This is a genomic window from Paraburkholderia sp. Tr-20389 (genome assembly GCF_017104565.1).
GTDB lineage: Bacteria > Pseudomonadota > Gammaproteobacteria > Burkholderiales > Burkholderiaceae > Paraburkholderia.
Map to the genome: position 1 here is coordinate 75,926 of NZ_JAAGPD010000028.1, position 17,214 is coordinate 93,139.

The 17,214-nt window shown below is 59.0% G+C and carries 23 protein-coding genes; 8 read left to right on the forward strand and 15 right to left on the reverse strand.

The window, feature by feature from the left end:
* Nucleotides 1–291: 291 nt before the first annotated feature.
* The 13 genes from G3N95_RS24105 to G3N95_RS24165 all read right to left on the reverse strand — a co-directional run bounded on the left by G3N95_RS24105 (nucleotide 292) and on the right by G3N95_RS24165 (nucleotide 8,041).
* Nucleotides 292–1,427 (reverse strand): IS3 family transposase gene (locus G3N95_RS24105; protein WP_205972582.1). Its coding sequence is split into 2 segments (ribosomal slippage): nucleotides 292–1,172 and nucleotides 1,172–1,427, totalling 1,137 coding nucleotides; the frame shifts between segments, so codons are not numbered across the junction.
* A 215-nt stretch (nucleotides 1,428–1,642) separates the two neighbouring features.
* On the reverse strand, nucleotides 1,643–1,945 hold the full coding sequence (locus G3N95_RS24110) for an HU family DNA-binding protein (RefSeq protein WP_346778398.1): 303 nt from the start codon (nucleotides 1,943–1,945) through the stop codon (nucleotides 1,643–1,645).
* A 566-nt stretch (nucleotides 1,946–2,511) separates the two neighbouring features.
* Nucleotides 2,512–2,796, reverse strand: a complete 285-nt coding sequence (locus G3N95_RS24115) for a hypothetical protein (protein ID WP_205972584.1) — start codon at nucleotides 2,794–2,796, stop codon at nucleotides 2,512–2,514.
* 221 nt (nucleotides 2,797–3,017) lie between these two features.
* A complete protein-coding gene (locus G3N95_RS24120; RefSeq protein ID WP_205972585.1) occupies nucleotides 3,018–3,569 on the reverse strand; it encodes a hypothetical protein in 552 nt (183 codons plus the stop codon).
* Between the two features lie 13 nt (nucleotides 3,570–3,582).
* Nucleotides 3,583–3,750 carry a hypothetical protein gene (locus G3N95_RS24125; RefSeq protein ID WP_205972586.1) on the reverse strand — a complete coding sequence of 56 codons (168 nt, stop codon included), beginning with the start codon at nucleotides 3,748–3,750 and terminating at the stop codon, nucleotides 3,583–3,585.
* A gap of 7 nt (nucleotides 3,751–3,757) precedes the next feature.
* On the reverse strand, nucleotides 3,758–4,261 hold the full coding sequence (locus G3N95_RS24130; RefSeq protein ID WP_205972587.1) for a hypothetical protein: 504 nt from the start codon (nucleotides 4,259–4,261) through the stop codon (nucleotides 3,758–3,760).
* A gap of 28 nt (nucleotides 4,262–4,289) precedes the next feature.
* Nucleotides 4,290–4,517: a hypothetical protein gene (locus G3N95_RS24135; protein ID WP_205972588.1), complete on the reverse strand. Its 228-nt coding sequence runs from the start codon at nucleotides 4,515–4,517 to the stop codon at nucleotides 4,290–4,292.
* Complete coding sequence (locus tag G3N95_RS24140; protein ID WP_205972589.1) at nucleotides 4,514–5,587, reverse strand: hypothetical protein; 1,074 nt, start codon at nucleotides 5,585–5,587, stop codon at nucleotides 4,514–4,516. Before G3N95_RS24140 ends, G3N95_RS24135 begins: the two co-directional genes overlap by 4 nt.
* Nucleotides 5,580–6,485, reverse strand: a complete 906-nt coding sequence (locus G3N95_RS24145) for a lambda-exonuclease family protein (protein ID WP_205972590.1) — start codon at nucleotides 6,483–6,485, stop codon at nucleotides 5,580–5,582. Before G3N95_RS24145 ends, G3N95_RS24140 begins: the two co-directional genes overlap by 8 nt.
* Nucleotides 6,482–6,928 (reverse strand): hypothetical protein, encoded by a 447-nt coding sequence (locus G3N95_RS24150; protein ID WP_205972591.1) that lies wholly within the window; start codon nucleotides 6,926–6,928, stop codon nucleotides 6,482–6,484. Before G3N95_RS24150 ends, G3N95_RS24145 begins: the two co-directional genes overlap by 4 nt.
* A gap of 5 nt (nucleotides 6,929–6,933) precedes the next feature.
* The gene (locus tag G3N95_RS24155) at nucleotides 6,934–7,656 is read right to left on the reverse strand and encodes a hypothetical protein (protein WP_205972592.1); all 723 of its coding nucleotides are present in this window, start codon (nucleotides 7,654–7,656) and stop codon (nucleotides 6,934–6,936) included.
* Complete coding sequence (locus G3N95_RS24160) at nucleotides 7,653–7,817, reverse strand: hypothetical protein (RefSeq protein ID WP_205972593.1); 165 nt, start codon at nucleotides 7,815–7,817, stop codon at nucleotides 7,653–7,655. The genes G3N95_RS24155 and G3N95_RS24160 overlap by 4 nt, the downstream gene beginning before the upstream one ends.
* Nucleotides 7,817–8,041: a DNA-directed RNA polymerase subunit alpha C-terminal domain-containing protein gene (locus tag G3N95_RS24165; protein ID WP_205972594.1), complete on the reverse strand. Its 225-nt coding sequence runs from the start codon at nucleotides 8,039–8,041 to the stop codon at nucleotides 7,817–7,819. Before G3N95_RS24165 ends, G3N95_RS24160 begins: the two co-directional genes overlap by 1 nt.
* A 961-nt stretch (nucleotides 8,042–9,002) precedes the next feature.
* Here G3N95_RS24165 and G3N95_RS24175 point away from each other — a divergent pair.
* From G3N95_RS24175 to G3N95_RS24210, 8 genes are all read left to right on the forward strand, one after another.
* Nucleotides 9,003–9,710: a hypothetical protein gene (locus G3N95_RS24175; protein WP_205972596.1), complete on the forward strand. Its 708-nt coding sequence runs from the start codon at nucleotides 9,003–9,005 to the stop codon at nucleotides 9,708–9,710.
* Nucleotides 9,711–9,738: 28 nt separating this feature from the next.
* Nucleotides 9,739–9,990 (forward strand): hypothetical protein, encoded by a 252-nt coding sequence (locus tag G3N95_RS24180; RefSeq protein WP_205972597.1) that lies wholly within the window; start codon nucleotides 9,739–9,741, stop codon nucleotides 9,988–9,990.
* A 71-nt stretch (nucleotides 9,991–10,061) separates the two neighbouring features.
* Nucleotides 10,062–11,045, forward strand: coding sequence for a hypothetical protein (locus G3N95_RS24185; protein ID WP_205972598.1), 984 nt, complete (start codon nucleotides 10,062–10,064; stop codon nucleotides 11,043–11,045).
* Nucleotides 11,023–11,553, forward strand: coding sequence for a hypothetical protein (locus G3N95_RS24190; protein WP_205972599.1), 531 nt, complete (start codon nucleotides 11,023–11,025; stop codon nucleotides 11,551–11,553). The genes G3N95_RS24185 and G3N95_RS24190 overlap by 23 nt, the downstream gene beginning before the upstream one ends.
* 2 nt (nucleotides 11,554–11,555) lie before the next feature.
* Nucleotides 11,556–12,062, forward strand: a complete 507-nt coding sequence (locus tag G3N95_RS24195) for a RusA family crossover junction endodeoxyribonuclease (protein ID WP_241018868.1) — start codon at nucleotides 11,556–11,558, stop codon at nucleotides 12,060–12,062.
* Entirely contained in the window at nucleotides 12,059–12,283 is a 225-nt protein-coding gene (locus G3N95_RS24200; RefSeq protein ID WP_205972600.1) for a hypothetical protein, read from the forward strand. Before G3N95_RS24195 ends, G3N95_RS24200 begins: the two co-directional genes overlap by 4 nt.
* 2 nt (nucleotides 12,284–12,285) lie before the next feature.
* The gene (locus G3N95_RS24205; RefSeq protein ID WP_205972601.1) at nucleotides 12,286–12,642 is read left to right on the forward strand and encodes a hypothetical protein; all 357 of its coding nucleotides are present in this window, start codon (nucleotides 12,286–12,288) and stop codon (nucleotides 12,640–12,642) included.
* A gap of 204 nt (nucleotides 12,643–12,846) precedes the next feature.
* The gene (locus G3N95_RS24210; protein ID WP_205972602.1) at nucleotides 12,847–13,245 is read left to right on the forward strand and encodes a hypothetical protein; all 399 of its coding nucleotides are present in this window, start codon (nucleotides 12,847–12,849) and stop codon (nucleotides 13,243–13,245) included.
* 17 nt (nucleotides 13,246–13,262) lie between these two features.
* On the opposite strand, the gene G3N95_RS24215 is transcribed toward G3N95_RS24210, so the two are convergent.
* The gene (locus G3N95_RS24215) at nucleotides 13,263–15,446 is read right to left on the reverse strand and encodes a P-loop NTPase fold protein (protein ID WP_205972603.1); all 2,184 of its coding nucleotides are present in this window, start codon (nucleotides 15,444–15,446) and stop codon (nucleotides 13,263–13,265) included.
* 216 nt (nucleotides 15,447–15,662) lie between these two features.
* Complete coding sequence (locus tag G3N95_RS24220; RefSeq protein WP_205972604.1) at nucleotides 15,663–17,000, reverse strand: hypothetical protein; 1,338 nt, start codon at nucleotides 16,998–17,000, stop codon at nucleotides 15,663–15,665.
* Between the last annotated feature and the right edge of the window lie 214 nt (nucleotides 17,001–17,214).

Consider the following 17,214-nt stretch of genomic DNA (forward strand, 5'->3'; position numbering starts at 1 on the left):
CGGACATTCGTTGAACGCCGATTTGCAGAGGCTTGACGCCCTCCCCGCCCTCAGCCTGCGGCTGCCGCGCATGGCGCGGAAAGGACGGGGATTCCTTCTGCAAGACGGCGACGTCCCGCCGCGAGAATGTTCACTGCCGCATTGACGCCGCACTGGTGATACGCGCCACATTCGAGACAGGCTCAATCCCTTATTCCAAGACCTTCCCGGCCCTTCGGGCCAGTGCGCCTAGAGGTGGCGCCGCTTGTTCGGACAGGGTTCCGAGATTTTTAAGTGGAATTGTTGGGGGAATCAAGCTGCCGATTTTATCGCTGGCAGCGTGGCGAAGCATGCTTCATCCGGCGTCTGATCGGCTAGCCTCGAATGAGGTCGATTCTGGTTATACCAGTTCAGGTAATTGCCGATTGATCGACGCGCGTGACCTACCGAGTCGTACGCTTTCAAATAAACCTCTTCATATTTGACGCTGCGCCACACCTGTTCGACGAACACGTTGTCACGCCAGGCACCTTTTCCGTCCATCGACAGGAGAACCTTCCGGCCGAGAACCGCGTCGGTGAATTCGGCTGCAGTGAACTGGCTTCCTTGATCCGTGTAGACGATCTCAGGCAGCCCGTATTTCGCAAATGCTTCCTCCAGCGCCTCGACAGCATGGCAGCTCTCCAGCGTGGTCGCCACCCGGTGCGCCAACACCCGGCGGCTCGCCCAGTCCACGACGGCCGTCAGATAGACGAAGCCCCGCGCCATCGGGATATAGCTCGTATCGAGCGCCCAGACCTGATTGGCCCGATCGATTTTCCGGTTGCGCAGCAGGTACGGCCAGATCCTGTGGGCTGCATGCTTGCGGCTCGTATTTGGCTTGCGATACAACGCCTCGACGCCCATGCGCTTCATCAAGGTGCCGACGTGCCTGCGTCCGACTGAGATACCTTCGCGACGCAGTGGACGTGCCAACATTCGCGCCCCGGCAAATGGATGCTCGAGGGGAAGCTCGTCAATCCGGCGCATCAATTTCAGATCCGCTTCGCTGACCCCACGCGGCTGATAATAGGCACTCGAGCGGCTTATGCCTAACAGCCGGACCTGCTGCGCCACCAGCAGGGCGTGATCACGATCGATCATCGCTTTACGCCCAGCAGTCCCGCCTTGCTGAGCGCGCTTTCTAAAAAATCATTCTCCAACGTCAGCTGTCCGATCTTCGCGTGCAACACCTTCACGTCGATTGGCGGTGCAGCTGGGGTCGCGTTGCCCGCGTCGAACACATCGGCAACTCGCTCCTGCAACTGCTTCTTCCAGTCCGTGATCTGGTTCGGATGGACATCAAATTGCTGGGCCAACTCTGCCAGCGTCTTGTCGCCCTTGAGCGCCGCTAGTGCCACCTTTGCCTTGAATGCCGGTGAGTGTGTCCGTCGGTTTCGTTTCGTCATCTTCTGGTTCCTTTGCCGGCATTATGCCAGGCTCACGCCCCAGCTTTTCCACTCAATGATCTGTCCGAATTTCCGGAGCCACCTCTCCGTTTTCCTATCGCCAACGCCGTGCTGTCTCGAAAACCGTCACGATGATCTGCGCCTCAGTAGGGGTAACAAACGCACGCACGTCACGAACCGTGGCGGACAGACGAAGCCAAGTGGGATGCTCCACGTCAGGCACCGTTCACCGCATCCTTGAACGCCTTGCCCGCCGTAAACTTCACCGTCCTCGCCGCGGCAATCTGGATTTCCGCACCGGTGGCGGGATTGCGGCCCGTCCGCGCGGCACGTTGACCCGTCGAAAACGAGCCGAAGCCGATCAGCTGCACGGTCTCGCCCTGCGTGACGGCCGTGGTGATGGTGCCGATCAGTGCTTCGAGGGTGTCGGCGGCGGCGGCCTTGCTCGCGCCGGTTTCAGCGGCGACCGCGTCGATGAGGTCCTGCTTGTTCATGGGGGTGCTCCTGCTGGTTGTTATGGATGCCGTCACCCTACCCGATCCCTGCGCGTCCGCGCAATCCACGCGCGCTGACACGAGCGGAACGGCCGGACGCGCGTCCGGTGCTCACCCGACCGGCCGCCCCGTTAATCGAGTAATTGGTTAGCTAAAAAAATGTCCCGAAATGAAGGGTATACTATGGCCCTAATTATCTACCCCTTCATTTCGCCGTTCTTTACTTCCCCACCGGGGGGCTTTAATTGCCATCTTCCTTCAGCATGACCAGACGCCCGCTGAAAGGTATCGTGAACGCAACCAATCGCAAGGCGGCAGCCAAGCCGAGATAACTGCCTCATTATCACGGCCACCCCGCCCCGATGCGATCGACCATCCAATCGATGCCGCCCCTTCGCTATCGCACGACACCCGGCCATTTCAGTGTCTCTTGCCAAGGTTGAACCGCCGCTCGAATGACCATACGCGGACGTCAGCGAACGGCTGCCACTGGCCCGAGTATCGACGACGGACTTCAGGTCTCCTCGCCGGACTGAATCCGATAACTGCTCGACCGTCGTCGCGACACGTTTGGATTTGGATCTCAGGGTCTAGCGGCCCTTTTCCTGAAAGAGCCCGTCGGGCGACGATATGATCGTCCGAAAGGTCTCGCCCTTCAGATAGCGACGGTACGCGAGAATCGCAATATTCCAAATCTCGCGTGCGACCTCTGGGCCACTGTCCAGCACGTTGCCGTCTCGGTCAATGATAGCCAGCGTGGCGGGTTGACCGCGCTCGTCCATAAAGACGTAACGGTCCCAGGCTCGGGCGCTGACAATCGAGTGCTTCAGTATCGGCCCGCTCTCCGGGTCATGTTCGATCTGATCCTCTCGCATCTCCGTTCTCCCTCGGGTGTGATCCCGTTCGGCAGCGTGCTCCTCCGGAGCCGGCAGGCTCGCCCCACGTGTAGACGCATCACTTGGTCCCGTCGTACACAATTACACCATCCGCCCATACTTTTCATACAGGCGATTCTCTGCATGCCTCGCAATGCCGAAATAGTCGCCCTCGCTTTTCGACGCTCACCGCATCGAATACGGACGCAGGCTCGGGCACCCTAAGATTCACACGTCACTTCACGTTCCGCGCAGCCATAGTCGACTCCCTTCGAAACGGGTTTGAGCTTCTTGAGATCGAACAGATACGTTGGCGCAACGAGCCGCATGATCTGGCGGCGCGTAGGCTTCACGACCGGCACCGGCTTAAGGCGTGCATGGACGTCGACAACATCCGCGTGCAGGCGGAAGGCATATGCGATCTCACGCAGCGTCTGAGGCCATTCGGCGGGCAGGTTCGCGTCATGCATGCCCTGCAGGTCGCGTAGCAAAGGCATGTGGATGTAAAGGAAGCGTGCGAAGCGTCCCGCGTCGCCGCTTTCCGTGGCTAAACGCACAGCGATGTCGCGTACGCCGAAGAACTCAAGCGACTTCTCATAGACCTCGTCAGGTACCAGCCAGCCGATCGCGCAACGCTTCCCGTCCGGTGCGCGGTACATGCACTTCACGCCGTCAGCGGTGGCGCGCGCGTTCTGCCGGAGCATGGCGGTGGCCACGATATCGAAGACGTCCTGCGCGCTCAGGAGCGGTAGCATAGTGGTAGTGATTCGCATGATATTGGACTCCTTAATTTATGGGGCAAACTGCGAGAACCGCGAACAGCCACCGCACGATTGCCACGATACCCGCGAACGAACCGATGATCATCAGGCTAATCAGCCCGAGGCTCGCCAGCCCGATCAGCGCAACGACCGCGCGGGCGATCGGCGGCAGCGGGCGGCTCGGCTCAGTCATGGTCGTCCTACTCGTCGGTGTAGAACGCGTTCGTCATGTCGACCGTAGCGGGCACCTCGTGCTTGAGCAGGCCGACGAGCTTTGCGGTTTCGTCTGGTGTGGGAAGCACCTGCGCACGCGCCACGCAGGCGCAAGTGCCGCCTTCCTTCGGGGTGACCGTGAGCTTGCCGAACTTCGACTCGATGAACAACAGGTCGCCCTTGCCGCGTCCGTTGCCAAGATGCAGGTGCAGGCTCACCGACTCGAACTCACCGGCCCACCTGAGCGTGCCGAGCTGCGGATAGCGCACATGCGTGAGGTGATCGTCATCGGTCCCCGGCACCGGCATGTTCCGGTCGTCAGGCGGCGAATAGAGTGCACCGCGCAGCCCGAAGGCGAGCGAGTCGAGATAGCGGTTCGGCACATCAAAACCGAGCTTGATGTCAACGGCGGTCTTTTCTTGGTCGCCATGCAGTTCGCTTCTGACGTTCAGGCGCAGAATTTGTACGGGATGCTTCTGTAGCGCGATCATCGGGTTCTCCTCGCGATCATGGTGCGGATCAGAGCGAAGCGCCGAAACGGTGCGACTCAATGTGAAGCCCTTCGAGTTCGAGCACCGCGCTCGCCTCGTCGAGTTCGGCGATCTCAAGGTTCGCATCAAGCATGGCCTTAAAGCCCGCGTAAAAAGCGATACGCAGGTCATGCACGACCGCGGGCGATGCATAGGCGATGTGACGCGCGGAGAAGTCGTTCCAGCGCGCGTCGATCGACTTGACGCCGGGCTTCATGACTGCGCTCCCTCGAACTCGGCCATTCGTGCGCGGAACAGTCCTTCGAGTTCGACTCGCTGCTTCTGGTCCTTGACATACCGGATGAGGTCTGCCGCTTCGTTTGCAGCGTCGGGGCCGGTCGCAGCGTTCAGCGCATCGGCCACCTCGGCATAGGTAACCATGCGCTCGTCGCTGCCTTTGTTCTTCTTCGCACTCGCCTTCATGCGACTCTTGACGGCAGCGGTGCCGCCCCCCTTGCCGTCTGGCGGCGCACCATCAGCATCAGCCGGTTCAGCCGCTTCCTCACTACCCGTCTCAAACCATTCCGACGCCTCGCTCATCTCGTCCCGCAGCGATGCATAGATACGCTTCAGGCTGACCACCTGTGCGGGCGTGATCGCATCGAGCCTGCGCTGGATGCGCTTCTCGATCTGCTCTTTCGTGACGCTGAAGTGCGCGAACGCCTCGACCATCTTGCCCATCGCCTCGGCGCTGGTGTCGGCCCTCGCCTTGAGCGTCGCGTCGGCCTGCGCCATCGCCGCGTCGACCACGTCGCCCGGTATCACGGCTTCGAGGCACGCACGCACCCGGCGCTGCGCCATGTTTGCGCACAACTCGTAGACGTCGCGCTCGTCCTTGAGCGCGTAGCCCCCCTGTTTCGTGTCGCGCCAGTGCGAAACAACGAAGCCGATGCGTTTGCGCGTGCGAGTCTGCATGTCGACCGCGACCGCCTCGACTTCGGAGTACGGGATACCGCGGGCGTCGACGCCGCGTGAACGGATGCGCCATGCAGCATCGACGTTTTCCCACTCTGCGGCGATCGCCTCCATTGCCTTGATCGACGGGCCGCGAATGTCGGTGCCACCCCGCGCATACTGGTACTGACTCTTCTCCGCGAGCGTGGTGCGCGTGAAGGCGTTCAGGATGCGGTCCATTGCCTTGACGGGATCACGCGGGAAGCGCTGCGCCATCATGAACACGACCTGCATTTCGGCCATTTCGCGGCTCTGGTCCTGCCGCGCGCCGGCCGACTCGGTGACATCCTTGCGCGGGCCGCCGCCGAACGGGGACTCGACGAGATCACTCATTCGTTGCTCCTTTCTTTGCAGAAAAGCGGAAGTCGATGTACCGCATCGCCGCCACCTCGTATGCCTTGCGGTCGATAACCTTGCGCGTGTAGCCACCGCCGTTCGGCAGCAGGCCCACGCTCGCCTGACCCATCATCTGCAACAGCCGCGCACGCGCCGCGTCCGAGCCGGCATTCATGAGCTTTTCCTGCTCGTCGAAATCGAGCTTCGCGTAGTGCATGGCCTCGGCCTCGGCCGGAAGGCGGATCGTTTCGCCATTGGTGCCGTGATACAGACGTTTCATGAAACCGATCGCGGTGGCGTGATTGAAGTCGAGTTCGGGCGGCTCGCGCTTCTCGACGTGTTGCCAGAACCGATGCTCGCCCTCGACCAGCATTTCCTCGAGTTCGAGATCGCGCACAAGGTGATAGACCACGAGCCGGTTGCCACCGACACAGGCGGCAAGGTCCCACTCGGGATAGTCGAGCGTGGCCATGTAGTGCGCCGTCTGCAGCAGGTAGGCAGTCGGCACCTGATCCGATCCTGGCTCACCCCATTCGTCGTTGAAGCGATAGGCGATGCTGTCGACATTCTTGATCTCGACGCCACGCTTCTTGCCTTCGATCAGCCGGTCGACGTTGGCGAGCATCCACGGATGCTTCGGGTGACGGATGATCGCGTTGCGCCGTCGCAGCTTCACGTCGAAGCACCGCGCGTACTGCGCCGCGATCACGTTTTCCATCAGCCTGCCGAAGTCAGTGCGCTCGTCGTCCGTATCACGCGGTGCGAACGGAGTGCCGAGCTTGATGTGATAAAGCTCCAGCGCGGTCATGTGCGGGCTCTGCCCCAGCGCAGCGGCGGCGTCGGAACCACCGATGCCCGTCTTGCGCTGTTCGAGCCACTCTTCGCGCGCGTTCATGACTGTGCTCCCTGCTCGCGCGAGGCCGCGCGTGCGAGCCGGTAACGCTGCAGTTCGGCAGCATGCTCGAAGCAACCGGTGCCCATTACGGTGAGTTCGGCTTCCTTCTCCGCAATCTGCTCGTCGGTCATATCGTCAATCGGGATCGAAACGGTAACGCCTTCTTCCTCGATCAGATATTCCTTCTGGACGCGCGTGAAACCCGGCAGCACCAGTTGCTCGTCGGGCACGATCGCGGTCGACAGCTTCGCCCGACCGAGCCGCTTGCCGACCATCGAGCGCACATACCCGCGTGCGCACACGAGGTAAAAATCCCGGTCCTCACCATCGGGCTGGTTATGCCGTTGCATGACGACCTCGGTAATCCAGTCGGGGGGCTTCTTTCCCACCGTGGCCTCGATCACTTCATCGATCTCACAGTTCAGGTCGTTCGCGTTGAACATGCTTGCTACTCCGGCAGATTGACGACGAACCTGTCGAGCCACGCATCAATGACCGCGATGCGATCGCGCAGGGCCTGCCGCTCGTGCGGCTTGAACGCGCGTGCGATGCGCGCGGGATCGTGTGCGGCGCAGTAGTCGGCCAGCCTGTTGAGCGCGCCTTGCGCCTGCGTCGCGCTGGCAAAGTCGGCGGGGTCGATGCCTTCAAGGTCGACCAGCGGTCGCACCTTCTTTCCCTGTTGCGTGAGCGTTGTCACGGTCGGCGGCGCGTCGCTCTCGACCTGCCGCTCGAAGTCAGCCTTCGGCACGGCAGCAACACGCAGCGCAGCCTTGATTTGTCCCGTGCTCATGTTGGCATCGTGACCAGCCGCGTAAATTCCATCGACGCGCTTCAAGCCGTCTGTAACGAATTCGCTCGAAGGACTACTTGGATTGACGCCTGCCCGAGTAGCTTTGTGCGTCGGGCTACCGCCCGGATTGCGTGGCACGCTCGCGAGCAGTTCGCCGCACCGGCGCGTGGCGCGCGCCTGAATGCGGATTGCCATCTTGTGCAGCCGGTCGTCGCGTGACTGTCGTGCATAGGATGCGAGCGCCATCGCCTTGTCGGCCCACGACTGGCACTCGTCGATCGCGGTGGCCTGCTCCAGCGCGGTGACCGCGTGCTGGTATGTGTCGGGCAGGCGCGCCTCGCTGATCGTGGGTAGCGTCGCCATCATGAGTGGCGTGTTCATGCATGCCACCCGGCATCGCCATGCATGCGCCTAATCGCGACGCGCGGCTCGGGATAGCGCCAGCGCATCGACCACCACCTGCGGCGCAGCGCCTTCGGCATCGAGCGCAGCATCGCGCGATAGCTGAACGGTGAGCGGCTCGTGAAACGATAGCAGTTCATCACGCCTCCTCCGCGCGCAGCGTATGACCGGCCTGATGCATCGCGTGCTGAATGTCACGGATCGATCGCGGGCCAATGCCGGGGAACTTGCGCAGGTCACTCGCGCGACACGCACGCAGATCTCGCACGCGCAGGATGCCTTCCGAACCGAGCCGGTTCAGGATTCGCAGGTTCAGGTCCAGCGTGTCAAGCCACGTGTCGATATCCACCGCGGTTTCATCCATGACTGCCTCGCCACGAAATTTGAAAACTTCAATCGGCTATCTCGCGTTTTTGTATTTTTCGATTAAGCGGGATCGCAATTTCGATTAATCGTAGCCATTCGATTTTTCTTCGCAAGGGGCGTTATGTCGACAGTGCGGATTAACGAGTGGAATATTGTGTCTGCATTAAGTTCGCGATATCGTTTATTAAGTGATTTGAGAATGTCTTGTGCCGTAAGGGCCAGGAGGAAATTCTCGCCAGCAGTTCGCCATCTGCGCGCCACGAACTTCGCCAGCGCTTCGCCACCCAGAAGAAAAACCCTGATCGGGTTTACTCTACTTGTCGCCGCTACTTGACACAAAAGTCGATGTTGGCAACGGGCGCATCAAGGGTCTACACTCACCTGACGTTTCCCTCACGTCCACGGTCTGGAGGCCAGCGGAAATGGGTTTCGGTCGAAAGGTGAGTCGTGTGCCGCAGCAGCTAGAGCCGCTGCAGAGGGCGATCGCGATCTGTGGATCGCGGCGCGAGCTTGCGCGTCGCCTGCGTCATTACGAGCCATGCACGTCGGGCAGGATCGATATGTGGTTCACCCGCGATACGGTCGTGCCACTCCACATGGCCCCGCTCATTTCGGCGGCGGTCGAAGGGCAGGTCTCGGTTGAGGAGCTTGAGAAGGCAACTCAGCGTCACCTCAGAAAGCGAGAGCGGGGTCGAGGTTTAAACACCTCTGATTGAGGGACCCGGCATCTCCTAATTACTCGAATAAAGCGGGTTTCAGTGCCAAGTAATTGACTAGGCGTGGGCTTTCTTTCGCCTTTTGTCCTGAAAAGAAAGACACCGGAGGAGCTAACTCCGGTGTCTTTTGAGCCTTCCCGTTTGTTAACCGGGAGAGAGGACGAGCGAAAAGTATCACGTTGGACTTAAAAAGCAAAACCGGGGGAACGCTTAACCCGATATCTAGATACGAGGACAGTTAAATTGCACGCCGATATCTTTTACCTCGAGGGCGCTGAGGTGGGTTCGCTGGAAACACACCCTCTCAGCGAGTTTGCGCCGGTCAGCACAAAGGTGGACGTGCGCGGCGAAATCAGGAATCCGATCGTGCTTCTCGACGGTCGGGTGTTCGATGGTCGTGCGCGCGTCGCCGCCGCCGCTCGGGACGGCCTGCGTTGCCCATGCGTGCGCTACCAGGAACGCGATCGCCATCCCGCGATGGTCATCGCGAATACGGCTGCCGCCCGTCTGTCGAAGCAGCAATGTGCGGTGCAGGCGGTGCGCATGCTGGCGCTGTTTGCGAGCCGTCCGGAGTGGCTGAGCCGGCTCGACCCTTCGATGCCTGACCGCGTCACACGCACGCACGAGGGCCGCGTGCTGGTGCTGGACGCCTTCGGCGTGTCTGAGCGCAATTACCAGCGTGCGAAGGCACTGCCCGACGATCTGCTTGACGCGGTTTTCGATCATTGCGCCTCGCTGCCGAACGCTTTCTCCATGCGCGATCTTCCATCGGCCACCCGTCGCCGCGTCCTCGGACATGCGCTTCCCGATCAGCGCACCGCGATCAATCGCGCGCTCGCCAAGCACAGGAAGCCCGTTATGGCGCGGAAGTGGATCAAGAACTTCGACGCCGCCGAGATCGCAGCTTTCCTCGAAAAGCAGATGGGCCACGTTCGCAAATTCAAACCGTGAGCGGCGCGGCGTCTAACCGGAGACAACGATGGATAAGCACGTAAGGATCAGCTTCGAGATTAAGGCCTCGCCTGCTGCGGGCCGCGATGCATGGCTGGCAGCGACCCGCGAGCTACGCGCCCACGGCGTGCTCGACGCATGCCGTCGCCATTCGATTGTCGACCCGGGACATACCCACGGTCGCGAGTGGCTTTATGCAGACTCCCATGTGGATCCACAGCGCGAGATGATGGCGCGCAACCTGATGAAGGTGCGGCGCTTGCCGTGTGATCGCGAGTAGGCCGGAGCGCGATCATGCCTATGAACTACCCGAACAAGGCGCGCGGTCGCTTTCGCACGATCTACATGCGCATGTGGGGCGACGAGAAGTTCCGCAAGCTCTCACCGATCCCGGCGTGCGGACAGGGCCTGTGGGTGTATCTGCTCACAGGACCTCACACCGGGCCGATTCCCGGCATTTTCGAAAGCGGTCGCGCCGCGATGGCCGAATCACTTGGCTGGACCTTCGAAGACTTCGATAAAGCCTTGGGGGAAGTCTTGTCGCAAGGCCTCTGCGAGGTGGACTGGGACGCGCGAATGGTATGGGTTCCGAAAGCTGTCGAGTACAACAAACCGCAGTCACCGAATGTCGTGCTGTCGTGGCTGGCCGAGTGGGAAAAGCTGCCCGAATGTGATCTCAAGTGGCGCGCGTGCGAAGCGCTCAGAGCCTTTATCTGCGGGCTAGGAGAAGGCTATAAGGAAGCCTTCGCGCAGGCTTTCGGGGAGACTAGGCATAAGCCTTCCCGAAAGACTATCGGGAAGTCGCGCGCGCGTGGAGAACAGGAACAGGAACAGGAACAGGAACAGGAACAGGAACAGGAAGAGAGTCAAAACCATATGTCGACCTCGTCGCACGCGACGACGCTCGACCACGCGAACGGACACGACGAGATCGCCAAAATTTTTGCGTACTGGCAGGAGCGCATGCGCTCGCCACGCTCGGGTCTGAGCGACAAACGCAGGCGGCTGATCTCGACCGCGCTCAAGGCGCACAGTCCAGCCGACCTGTGCAGGGCCATTCGTGGCTGCTCCAAGGACGCATGGCATATGGGCACGAACGATCGCGGCAGGCCGTTCAACTCGATCGAACTGATCCTGCGCGACGAAAAGCACATCGATCAGTTCATGGCTTACGACGAGAACGCGCCGCTGCCGGTGCGCAATGCCGGCCCCGTCTCGCGGCAGGATCGACGCCGCAAGACTGCTGAGGCGTTCGGCTTCGTGCCGCATGCACCTGACGAGTCGATCGTTGATCTGCCACCGGAGGACGTCCATGTCGTCGACGTCAAGCACTGAATCGCGCGGCGCATGGCTGTGGCGAAAGATGATGCAGGTCTACGGCGCGCGTTTCCTCGACATGTGGGAAGGCGTCGACGTCGACGAGATGCAGGTGACGTGGACCGAGGGTCTGCGCGGCCTGTCGCGCGAAGCGATTCAGCGTGGCATCGCAGCGCTATTCCACGCAAAGCATCCGCCGACGCTGCCCGAGTTCATCGCGCTATGCGACCCGCCGTCGACCATGCACCAGCAGCATCCGCTCGTGCTCACAGCGGAGAACCGCACGTCGCCCGAGCAGGCACGCGAGCAGCTTGCAAAGGTGCGGGAGGTTGCGCAATCGATCCTGCGTGATCCGGGCGCGCCTTGCAACGGCATCGCGTGGGCACACCGACTGGTCGAGCGGGCCGAGCGCGGCGAGCACGTGACGCTGCAGCAGATCAACTGCGCGAAGGCCGCAATCGAGCTGTGGCAGATCACCCACGGCACGATGCGCCACGAGCGCGAACCCGGCAGCGACGACGAATGAGGATGAGCACCATGCGAATCGAGTTCACGATCTACGGGCAGCCCGCCTCGAAGGCGAACTCGCGGAAGATTGTTCCGCGCAAGATCCACAGCAAGACGACCGGCGAACTCGTCACGCGCCCCATGTCCATCAAGAGCGAAGCCGCGCGCGAATACGAAACGACCGTTCTCAAGCAGGTTCCACCGAAGGCCCGCCAGCGCCTCGAAGGTCCGGTGCGTGTCGCAATCCGTATCTGGTACGCGAGCGAGCGGCCCGATCTCGACGAGAGCGTGATCCTCGATTGCCTGCAGGACCGCTACGACTGGGTCAAACGTGGCACCGGCGAAAAAAAGGTGCTCGTGCATCGAGGCGTCTATCGCAATGACCGGCAGGTTCGGCAGAAGGTGATCCTGCATGGCATCGATCGCACGAACCCACGCGCTCATATCGTCGTCGAGCCGCTTCACGCGCAGCAGATGCAACTGGCGCTGCTCGACTCCACTGACCCGTTTGCAATGATCGAAAAATGAATCGCAACCAGTTGAAGACCCGCGCGTTGCATGATCACAAGCGCGCATCGCACCTCGCTCACGACAACGATCGTATGCGCGAGGCCCTCGCCACGATTGCCGACATGGCCGAGCACACCACCAGCGCGCTTACCATGACCGATATCGCGCGCATCGCACGCTCGGCGCTCGTCGGTGGCCCGCCCGCAGACCCGACGCTTCAACATCCCAAAGGAGCGTGAACATGGGCTACGCCATCCAGCATCAGATCGCCTTATCAACGATCACCTGCTGCTCGTGCGGTGTCGTGTTCGCCATGCCCGATCAGTTGAAGAACCAGCTTCGTCAAAGTGGTGACTGGTTCTTCTGCCCGAATGGCCATCGCCAGCACTTCGCGCAGACCGAAGCCGATCGCTTGCGCGCACTGCTCGAACAGGCGAACCGGCGCAACACCGACCTCGTCGACGAGGTCGCGCGCGTGCAGCGCGAGAAGAAGCGCATCGAGCGGCGCGTGAATGCAGGCGTGTGTCCCTGCTGCAATCGCACGTTCGTCAATCTCGCGCGCCACATGGTCTCGAAGCACCAGGACGCGAAACCATGAGCCACCGCTGCCGTTGGCCAGGATGCACGGCGATCGTCGGCAATGACCTGTGGGGCTGCAAACCTCACTGGCGTGCGCTGCCCGACAGCCTGCGAGCATGGATAGGTCGCTCGTATCGCTACGGCATGGATACCGATACGCACCCCACCGCCAGCTACGTTCGCGCACATCGTGCGGCGATCGCTTTTGCCAGGGAGGTCGAACGTGGACGCCATTGATCGCCTGCTGCTCGACTGGCACGAGTGGAACCTCGGATGGGAACTCGTTCCCGGCTATCCGCGTGATGCTGGCCTTGGGGGCTTCCAGAGCAGCAGGCAATGGATGGACCTTGACGACCTCAACGATGAAGTCGATCGGCGTATCATCGAAGGCCACGCCCGCGTGATCGATCCACTCGTGCTCGCGCTCGATGAGCGCCTGCGCGTCGCCGTCAACATTGCCATGCTCAACCTTGCTGCCGGTGTTGAGGTATGTCGCAACCCGCGCTGGCCAGCAACGCAGGATGCCGACTATCAGCGCGCGAAAGAGGTGCTCGAACCGCAGTTGATCCAGCGTGGCCTTCTTGATCCGGGTATATACGACATACAACATCCGGTCCGTTAGGATGTGATCTTTTTAGGCTAGCCAGCAGACCACGCGTCGTCGAGATAGAACCCATCTGGATCTTTGCCTTCTCTGATCCGTTGCATGCCTTTTAGATATCGATTGATCGCAGCCCGTTGACGAACAGTCAGGTCGTTTCGGGCTTGCAGGGAGAGAATTCGAGGCTCAATTTCCTCCAGGTTCATCACCGCACCTAGCGTCGCCATCGAAAGATGGTAGGTTTCAGAGAACTTCTTCCCCGTCTGACTCGATCCCGTCCTTAGGAACTTTTCGAGCAGGAGTAACAAACGATCGTCATCGACTGCAGGTTGGAAAATAGCTCGCATTCGATCGGGATCTCCCCATACCTTCCATCGATCAACGAGGTGATCCAACTCGCCCATAGACAACAGTTCTTCGAGAGAAGCTTGATTGAGTCTCGATCCGAGTTTGGCCGCAAGAGATTCCGGAAAGCCTTCCTCGAGATCAAGCAAACCCTTTGGCGCCTTTGCTGGATCTTTTTTTGCGTCTAGTGCTAGGTCAGCAAGAAACACGAGTCCCGTTAGGGCTGGCGACTGTTCCGCGAGACTCATTAACAACTTCTGTCGATCTGACGATTCAATTCGCTCCAGCAGCGCGGTTATCAAAAAGATGATTCGCCAACGATTCGGAAACGTAAGAAAGCCGCGCTCGTCGTCTCGACGTAGCAAGACGTCCGATACAGAGATGAGGGCAGTGATCAACTTGGATGCTTGCGCTGCATCGAGGTCGTCAAAATCATGGAGACGATCGATTAGATCTCGAGCCTTCGAATGGCCGTCAGGAAAGATAAAATCTTTCGAGTCTCGTAGCAAAGCAGCCATCTCTTCCGAAGTATCACTGTTCACAAGACGTTCCAGTTCGGCTCGCGTGACATGTCCCTGTGGGACGCCAAACTGAAAATACACGTCGAAGCATTCAGGACTGCACGGTCGAAGCTCTTTTCTCCACTCTTCTTCTCGTCCTCCTGACGATGTCCAAGAATCACGAAGTATTTGGTTTACTTTGGGAAATAGCCTGCCCACCAACGACACGACCCTCTCCCTTTTTTCTTCGGGCAAAGACTGCTTCCATTTCTCGAAGCTCTTCTTCTCCGCATCCTTCCGATAATCGACGTTCGTCGGACGCCCGCAAAAGAATTCTTTACCATCTCGAATACTTGCATAAGCCGAGGGTTCAAATAAACGCAGAAACTCCAGCGCGATCAGATCTACAGGATTAACCTCACCAGCGAGCGGCGGGTACACAACCGAAATCGCGTTTAGGACACGGACGATATCCCTAGGCTTCTCGATGCATCTGTCGAGCCCGTTGGAAAACACCTCTACCCAGCGGCTCTGATCAAATGGAAACGGCATAGGTCGCGATTCGAGAATCGCGTCGAGACCCTTGAACAGTTTGAGCTGCAATCTACCTTTGTCGACAGCGGGCAAATGAAATGGGGCTTGGATGATTTTTTCAAGGTACGCTTCACCGTTCATTTTCAGCGAGGAGCTTAATGCGTCGGCGACCTCATCGCGATCGAAGAAAAGAACATAGACGACCTCTGGAAAATCGGCCAGTGCCTTGATCGCGCGGAACAGATCTCTTGCCTCGTCCGGTGTGAGTCGATCAATGTCATCTACAAAAAAAACAAAGCGCTTGCCGCTTGCCTTCAAAGCGGCAGCGACTTTCTTTTTTACCTGCGGCACGCCCGTCTTTTCGGTCAAAAACTTCAGTCCTGGAATTTTTCCAAGCGCCCACGACAAGGGACCTTTTATCCATGACGTCCCGGAGTAATCTGCGGCAACCGAAGCGATCTGCTTGGAGTACGTCGCGACAAGTTTGGCAAGCGTACGAACATGCTTCAGTCTGTCCGGTAACTGCGCGGAGAACTGCTCAAGAAGCTGCGTGGCAATCTGCTCCCGACCTTCGAACCACCAAGGGTTGAAATCTATCAAGATTGGCCGAGCGCTCTCCGGCAACTCTTTAAGGTCATGCTTGATAAAGTTCATGAGGCTAGACTTTCCACTGCCCCACTTCCCATGAACGGCTAGAACTAACCCTTGCGGATTGCTGTTTTCGACTATGGCCTTACCGAGCTGGGAAGCGAACGGCGCGTACCCAAATTCATCACTTGCGGGGTCAATTAGCGGCAGATCCGATCCCAAGTCCCAGTTGTTTGTGGCGGTCGCTTCAACCATCAAAGCACATCCTTTTAGTTGACTTATGTTCACTCAGGTGGCCGCGGTCGTGGGCCACAAACGGCATCCCGGTGTCGTAGCCGCCAATATCTTCAAGTTTTCGTACGCTCGGCCATCATCGACACCGCCCATAACATCCGCGCGCGAACTAGTTGTACAGCGATCGCTGTCAAATAAGCCAATCAGCGCGCGGAGGCTGGACGTACAAGGTTGCCTCTACGAACTGACAGAACTACTGCCCTCTGCGCCCTTTTTGTGACGCAGCTTTCTGAAGAGTTCTGCAAAATCAATCTCTTCGCAAGACTCACGAGCTATCCTCAAATCTTCCAACTCTTGCGCATAAACGCCGCGGAAATCGCTCAGCAGATCACCTTGTCCTAAAACGGAAAGCGCGCGCTCAACGAGGTCGGGCCGATCAGAGACGCGCCTTGCTAGATAATCGGGTGCTCGTTCGAGATCGAACTGAATAGCAGCATCCTCGTCGGTCGGTCGAGGTATCAAGAATGACTCGAACTGCTCCGGATAGACGGTAGGCGAACCGACCTGCAAGAGCCCAAAGACTGCTGAACGTTCCTCGAGATCCAGGGACGCCAAGGCGCCCTGAGATCCGGTCGAGGCGCTATGCAGGCGCACAAAGGTGTCCCGCTTTAGAGCGTCGATCGGGATAGACTTGCCGATAAAGCGGGCGAGTGCTCTTTTTTCCTGAATGATGTCGCAAGCTTTTTGAAAGTCCCTGGACAAAAGTTGGTAGGAGCTGCGAATATTCGTTCTGGCCTCATCAAACGAAGGACTTCCCCATTGATCGCGAGGCGGCAACAGCTTTGCGATCTCCACAAGCTGATCGCGATTCAGCTTGCTTGTAAAGCTGCCCATAGAATATTCAACGACCAGAGCGTTGAGGCGCAGCTGTAGCTCCTCAAGTAGTGCGCACACTTCTGCGTATCCTTCCGCGAAGTACTGGAGATTTATATGAGATGTACCGCTTAAATGAGCACTTGAATCTTCGGCATTCGACGCATACCTGAATGTTTGTCCAGATCTGTCAATTTGATCTATATCAATGACGTACGGCTTTAGGTTTTTCACGAGTACACTAAGCCTCGGATCTGCGGTTTTTTCGCAGATTGCGTCGAGGTTCGACCATACGTCAAGTACGCTATGCGTGAGTTCGTTTTGACGCGGCTCTGATAGGCCGTGCGAGTCGTTCGGCGATCGCATCTTGAAGATTCTCCAAGCCCGTGGAACGGCTCGCTTCAGTGCCAGTTCTACATGATGTCGGGCGGAATAGCAGATCGGATAGACGAGAGTATCGATTAGCAGGTCTGATCCCCAATTCTCGTCAGCTGCGGCTGGTTTATCCACGTTCAAGAGCCTCAGCATCAATTCGGCAGCAGCCTTAAACCCTTCGGCGTATCCATATGAGTTATCTGAAGACCCAGTGTTGCTGCCAACGCATGCGTTGAGATGCCAGTTGTCACCAGGGCTCATATAGCCTTTGATCAATTTGTTGCTTATGTTCGTGCTAACGGACGATGTGCTCGAAGTGTTGTCCATATCTATATATCCAGGCATGAAAGCATTGTGGTGAATAACACAGGGAAAGACGACGCTTTCCCGCACGTTTTTTTCGACTACCGGATTGTAGCTATTTCGCCACTACAACTCAGTGCAGTGATGCAAGCACTGGCGACCCACGAAACGGGTTGTGCTTCCTCGATTTTTGTGCTCTATCGTCCTCGATGACGTCTCGCTCGTCCGCAAAACTCGA

Excerpts from the sequence above, each read along its gene's own strand:
- G3N95_RS24115 (WP_205972584.1), bottom strand. The coding sequence starts at position 2,796 with ATGCGAGAGGATCAGATCGAACATGACCCGGAGAGCGGGCCGATACTG.
- G3N95_RS24120 (WP_205972585.1), bottom strand. The coding sequence starts at position 3,569 with ATGCGAATCACTACCACTATGCTACCGCTCCTGAGCGCGCAGGACGTC.
- G3N95_RS24125 (WP_205972586.1), bottom strand. The coding sequence starts at position 3,750 with ATGACTGAGCCGAGCCGCCCGCTGCCGCCGATCGCCCGCGCGGTCGTT.
- G3N95_RS24130 (WP_205972587.1), bottom strand. The coding sequence starts at position 4,261 with ATGATCGCGCTACAGAAGCATCCCGTACAAATTCTGCGCCTGAACGTC.
- G3N95_RS24135 (WP_205972588.1), bottom strand. The coding sequence starts at position 4,517 with ATGAAGCCCGGCGTCAAGTCGATCGACGCGCGCTGGAACGACTTCTCC.
- G3N95_RS24140 (WP_205972589.1), bottom strand. The coding sequence starts at position 5,587 with ATGAGTGATCTCGTCGAGTCCCCGTTCGGCGGCGGCCCGCGCAAGGAT.
- G3N95_RS24145 (WP_205972590.1), bottom strand. The coding sequence starts at position 6,485 with ATGAACGCGCGCGAAGAGTGGCTCGAACAGCGCAAGACGGGCATCGGT.
- G3N95_RS24150 (WP_205972591.1), bottom strand. The coding sequence starts at position 6,928 with ATGTTCAACGCGAACGACCTGAACTGTGAGATCGATGAAGTGATCGAG.
- G3N95_RS24155 (WP_205972592.1), bottom strand. The coding sequence starts at position 7,656 with ATGAACACGCCACTCATGATGGCGACGCTACCCACGATCAGCGAGGCG.
- G3N95_RS24160 (WP_205972593.1), bottom strand. The coding sequence starts at position 7,817 with ATGAACTGCTATCGTTTCACGAGCCGCTCACCGTTCAGCTATCGCGCG.
- G3N95_RS24165 (WP_205972594.1), bottom strand. The coding sequence starts at position 8,041 with ATGGATGAAACCGCGGTGGATATCGACACGTGGCTTGACACGCTGGAC.
- G3N95_RS24180 (WP_205972597.1), top strand. The coding sequence starts at position 9,739 with ATGGATAAGCACGTAAGGATCAGCTTCGAGATTAAGGCCTCGCCTGCT.
- G3N95_RS24185 (WP_205972598.1), top strand. The coding sequence starts at position 10,062 with ATGTGGGGCGACGAGAAGTTCCGCAAGCTCTCACCGATCCCGGCGTGC.
- G3N95_RS24190 (WP_205972599.1), top strand. The coding sequence starts at position 11,023 with ATGTCGTCGACGTCAAGCACTGAATCGCGCGGCGCATGGCTGTGGCGA.
- G3N95_RS24195 (WP_241018868.1), top strand. The coding sequence starts at position 11,556 with ATGAGCACCATGCGAATCGAGTTCACGATCTACGGGCAGCCCGCCTCG.
- G3N95_RS24200 (WP_205972600.1), top strand. The coding sequence starts at position 12,059 with ATGAATCGCAACCAGTTGAAGACCCGCGCGTTGCATGATCACAAGCGC.
- G3N95_RS24205 (WP_205972601.1), top strand. The coding sequence starts at position 12,286 with ATGGGCTACGCCATCCAGCATCAGATCGCCTTATCAACGATCACCTGC.
- G3N95_RS24215 (WP_205972603.1), bottom strand. The coding sequence starts at position 15,446 with ATGGTTGAAGCGACCGCCACAAACAACTGGGACTTGGGATCGGATCTG.
- G3N95_RS24220 (WP_205972604.1), bottom strand. The coding sequence starts at position 17,000 with ATGGACAACACTTCGAGCACATCGTCCGTTAGCACGAACATAAGCAAC.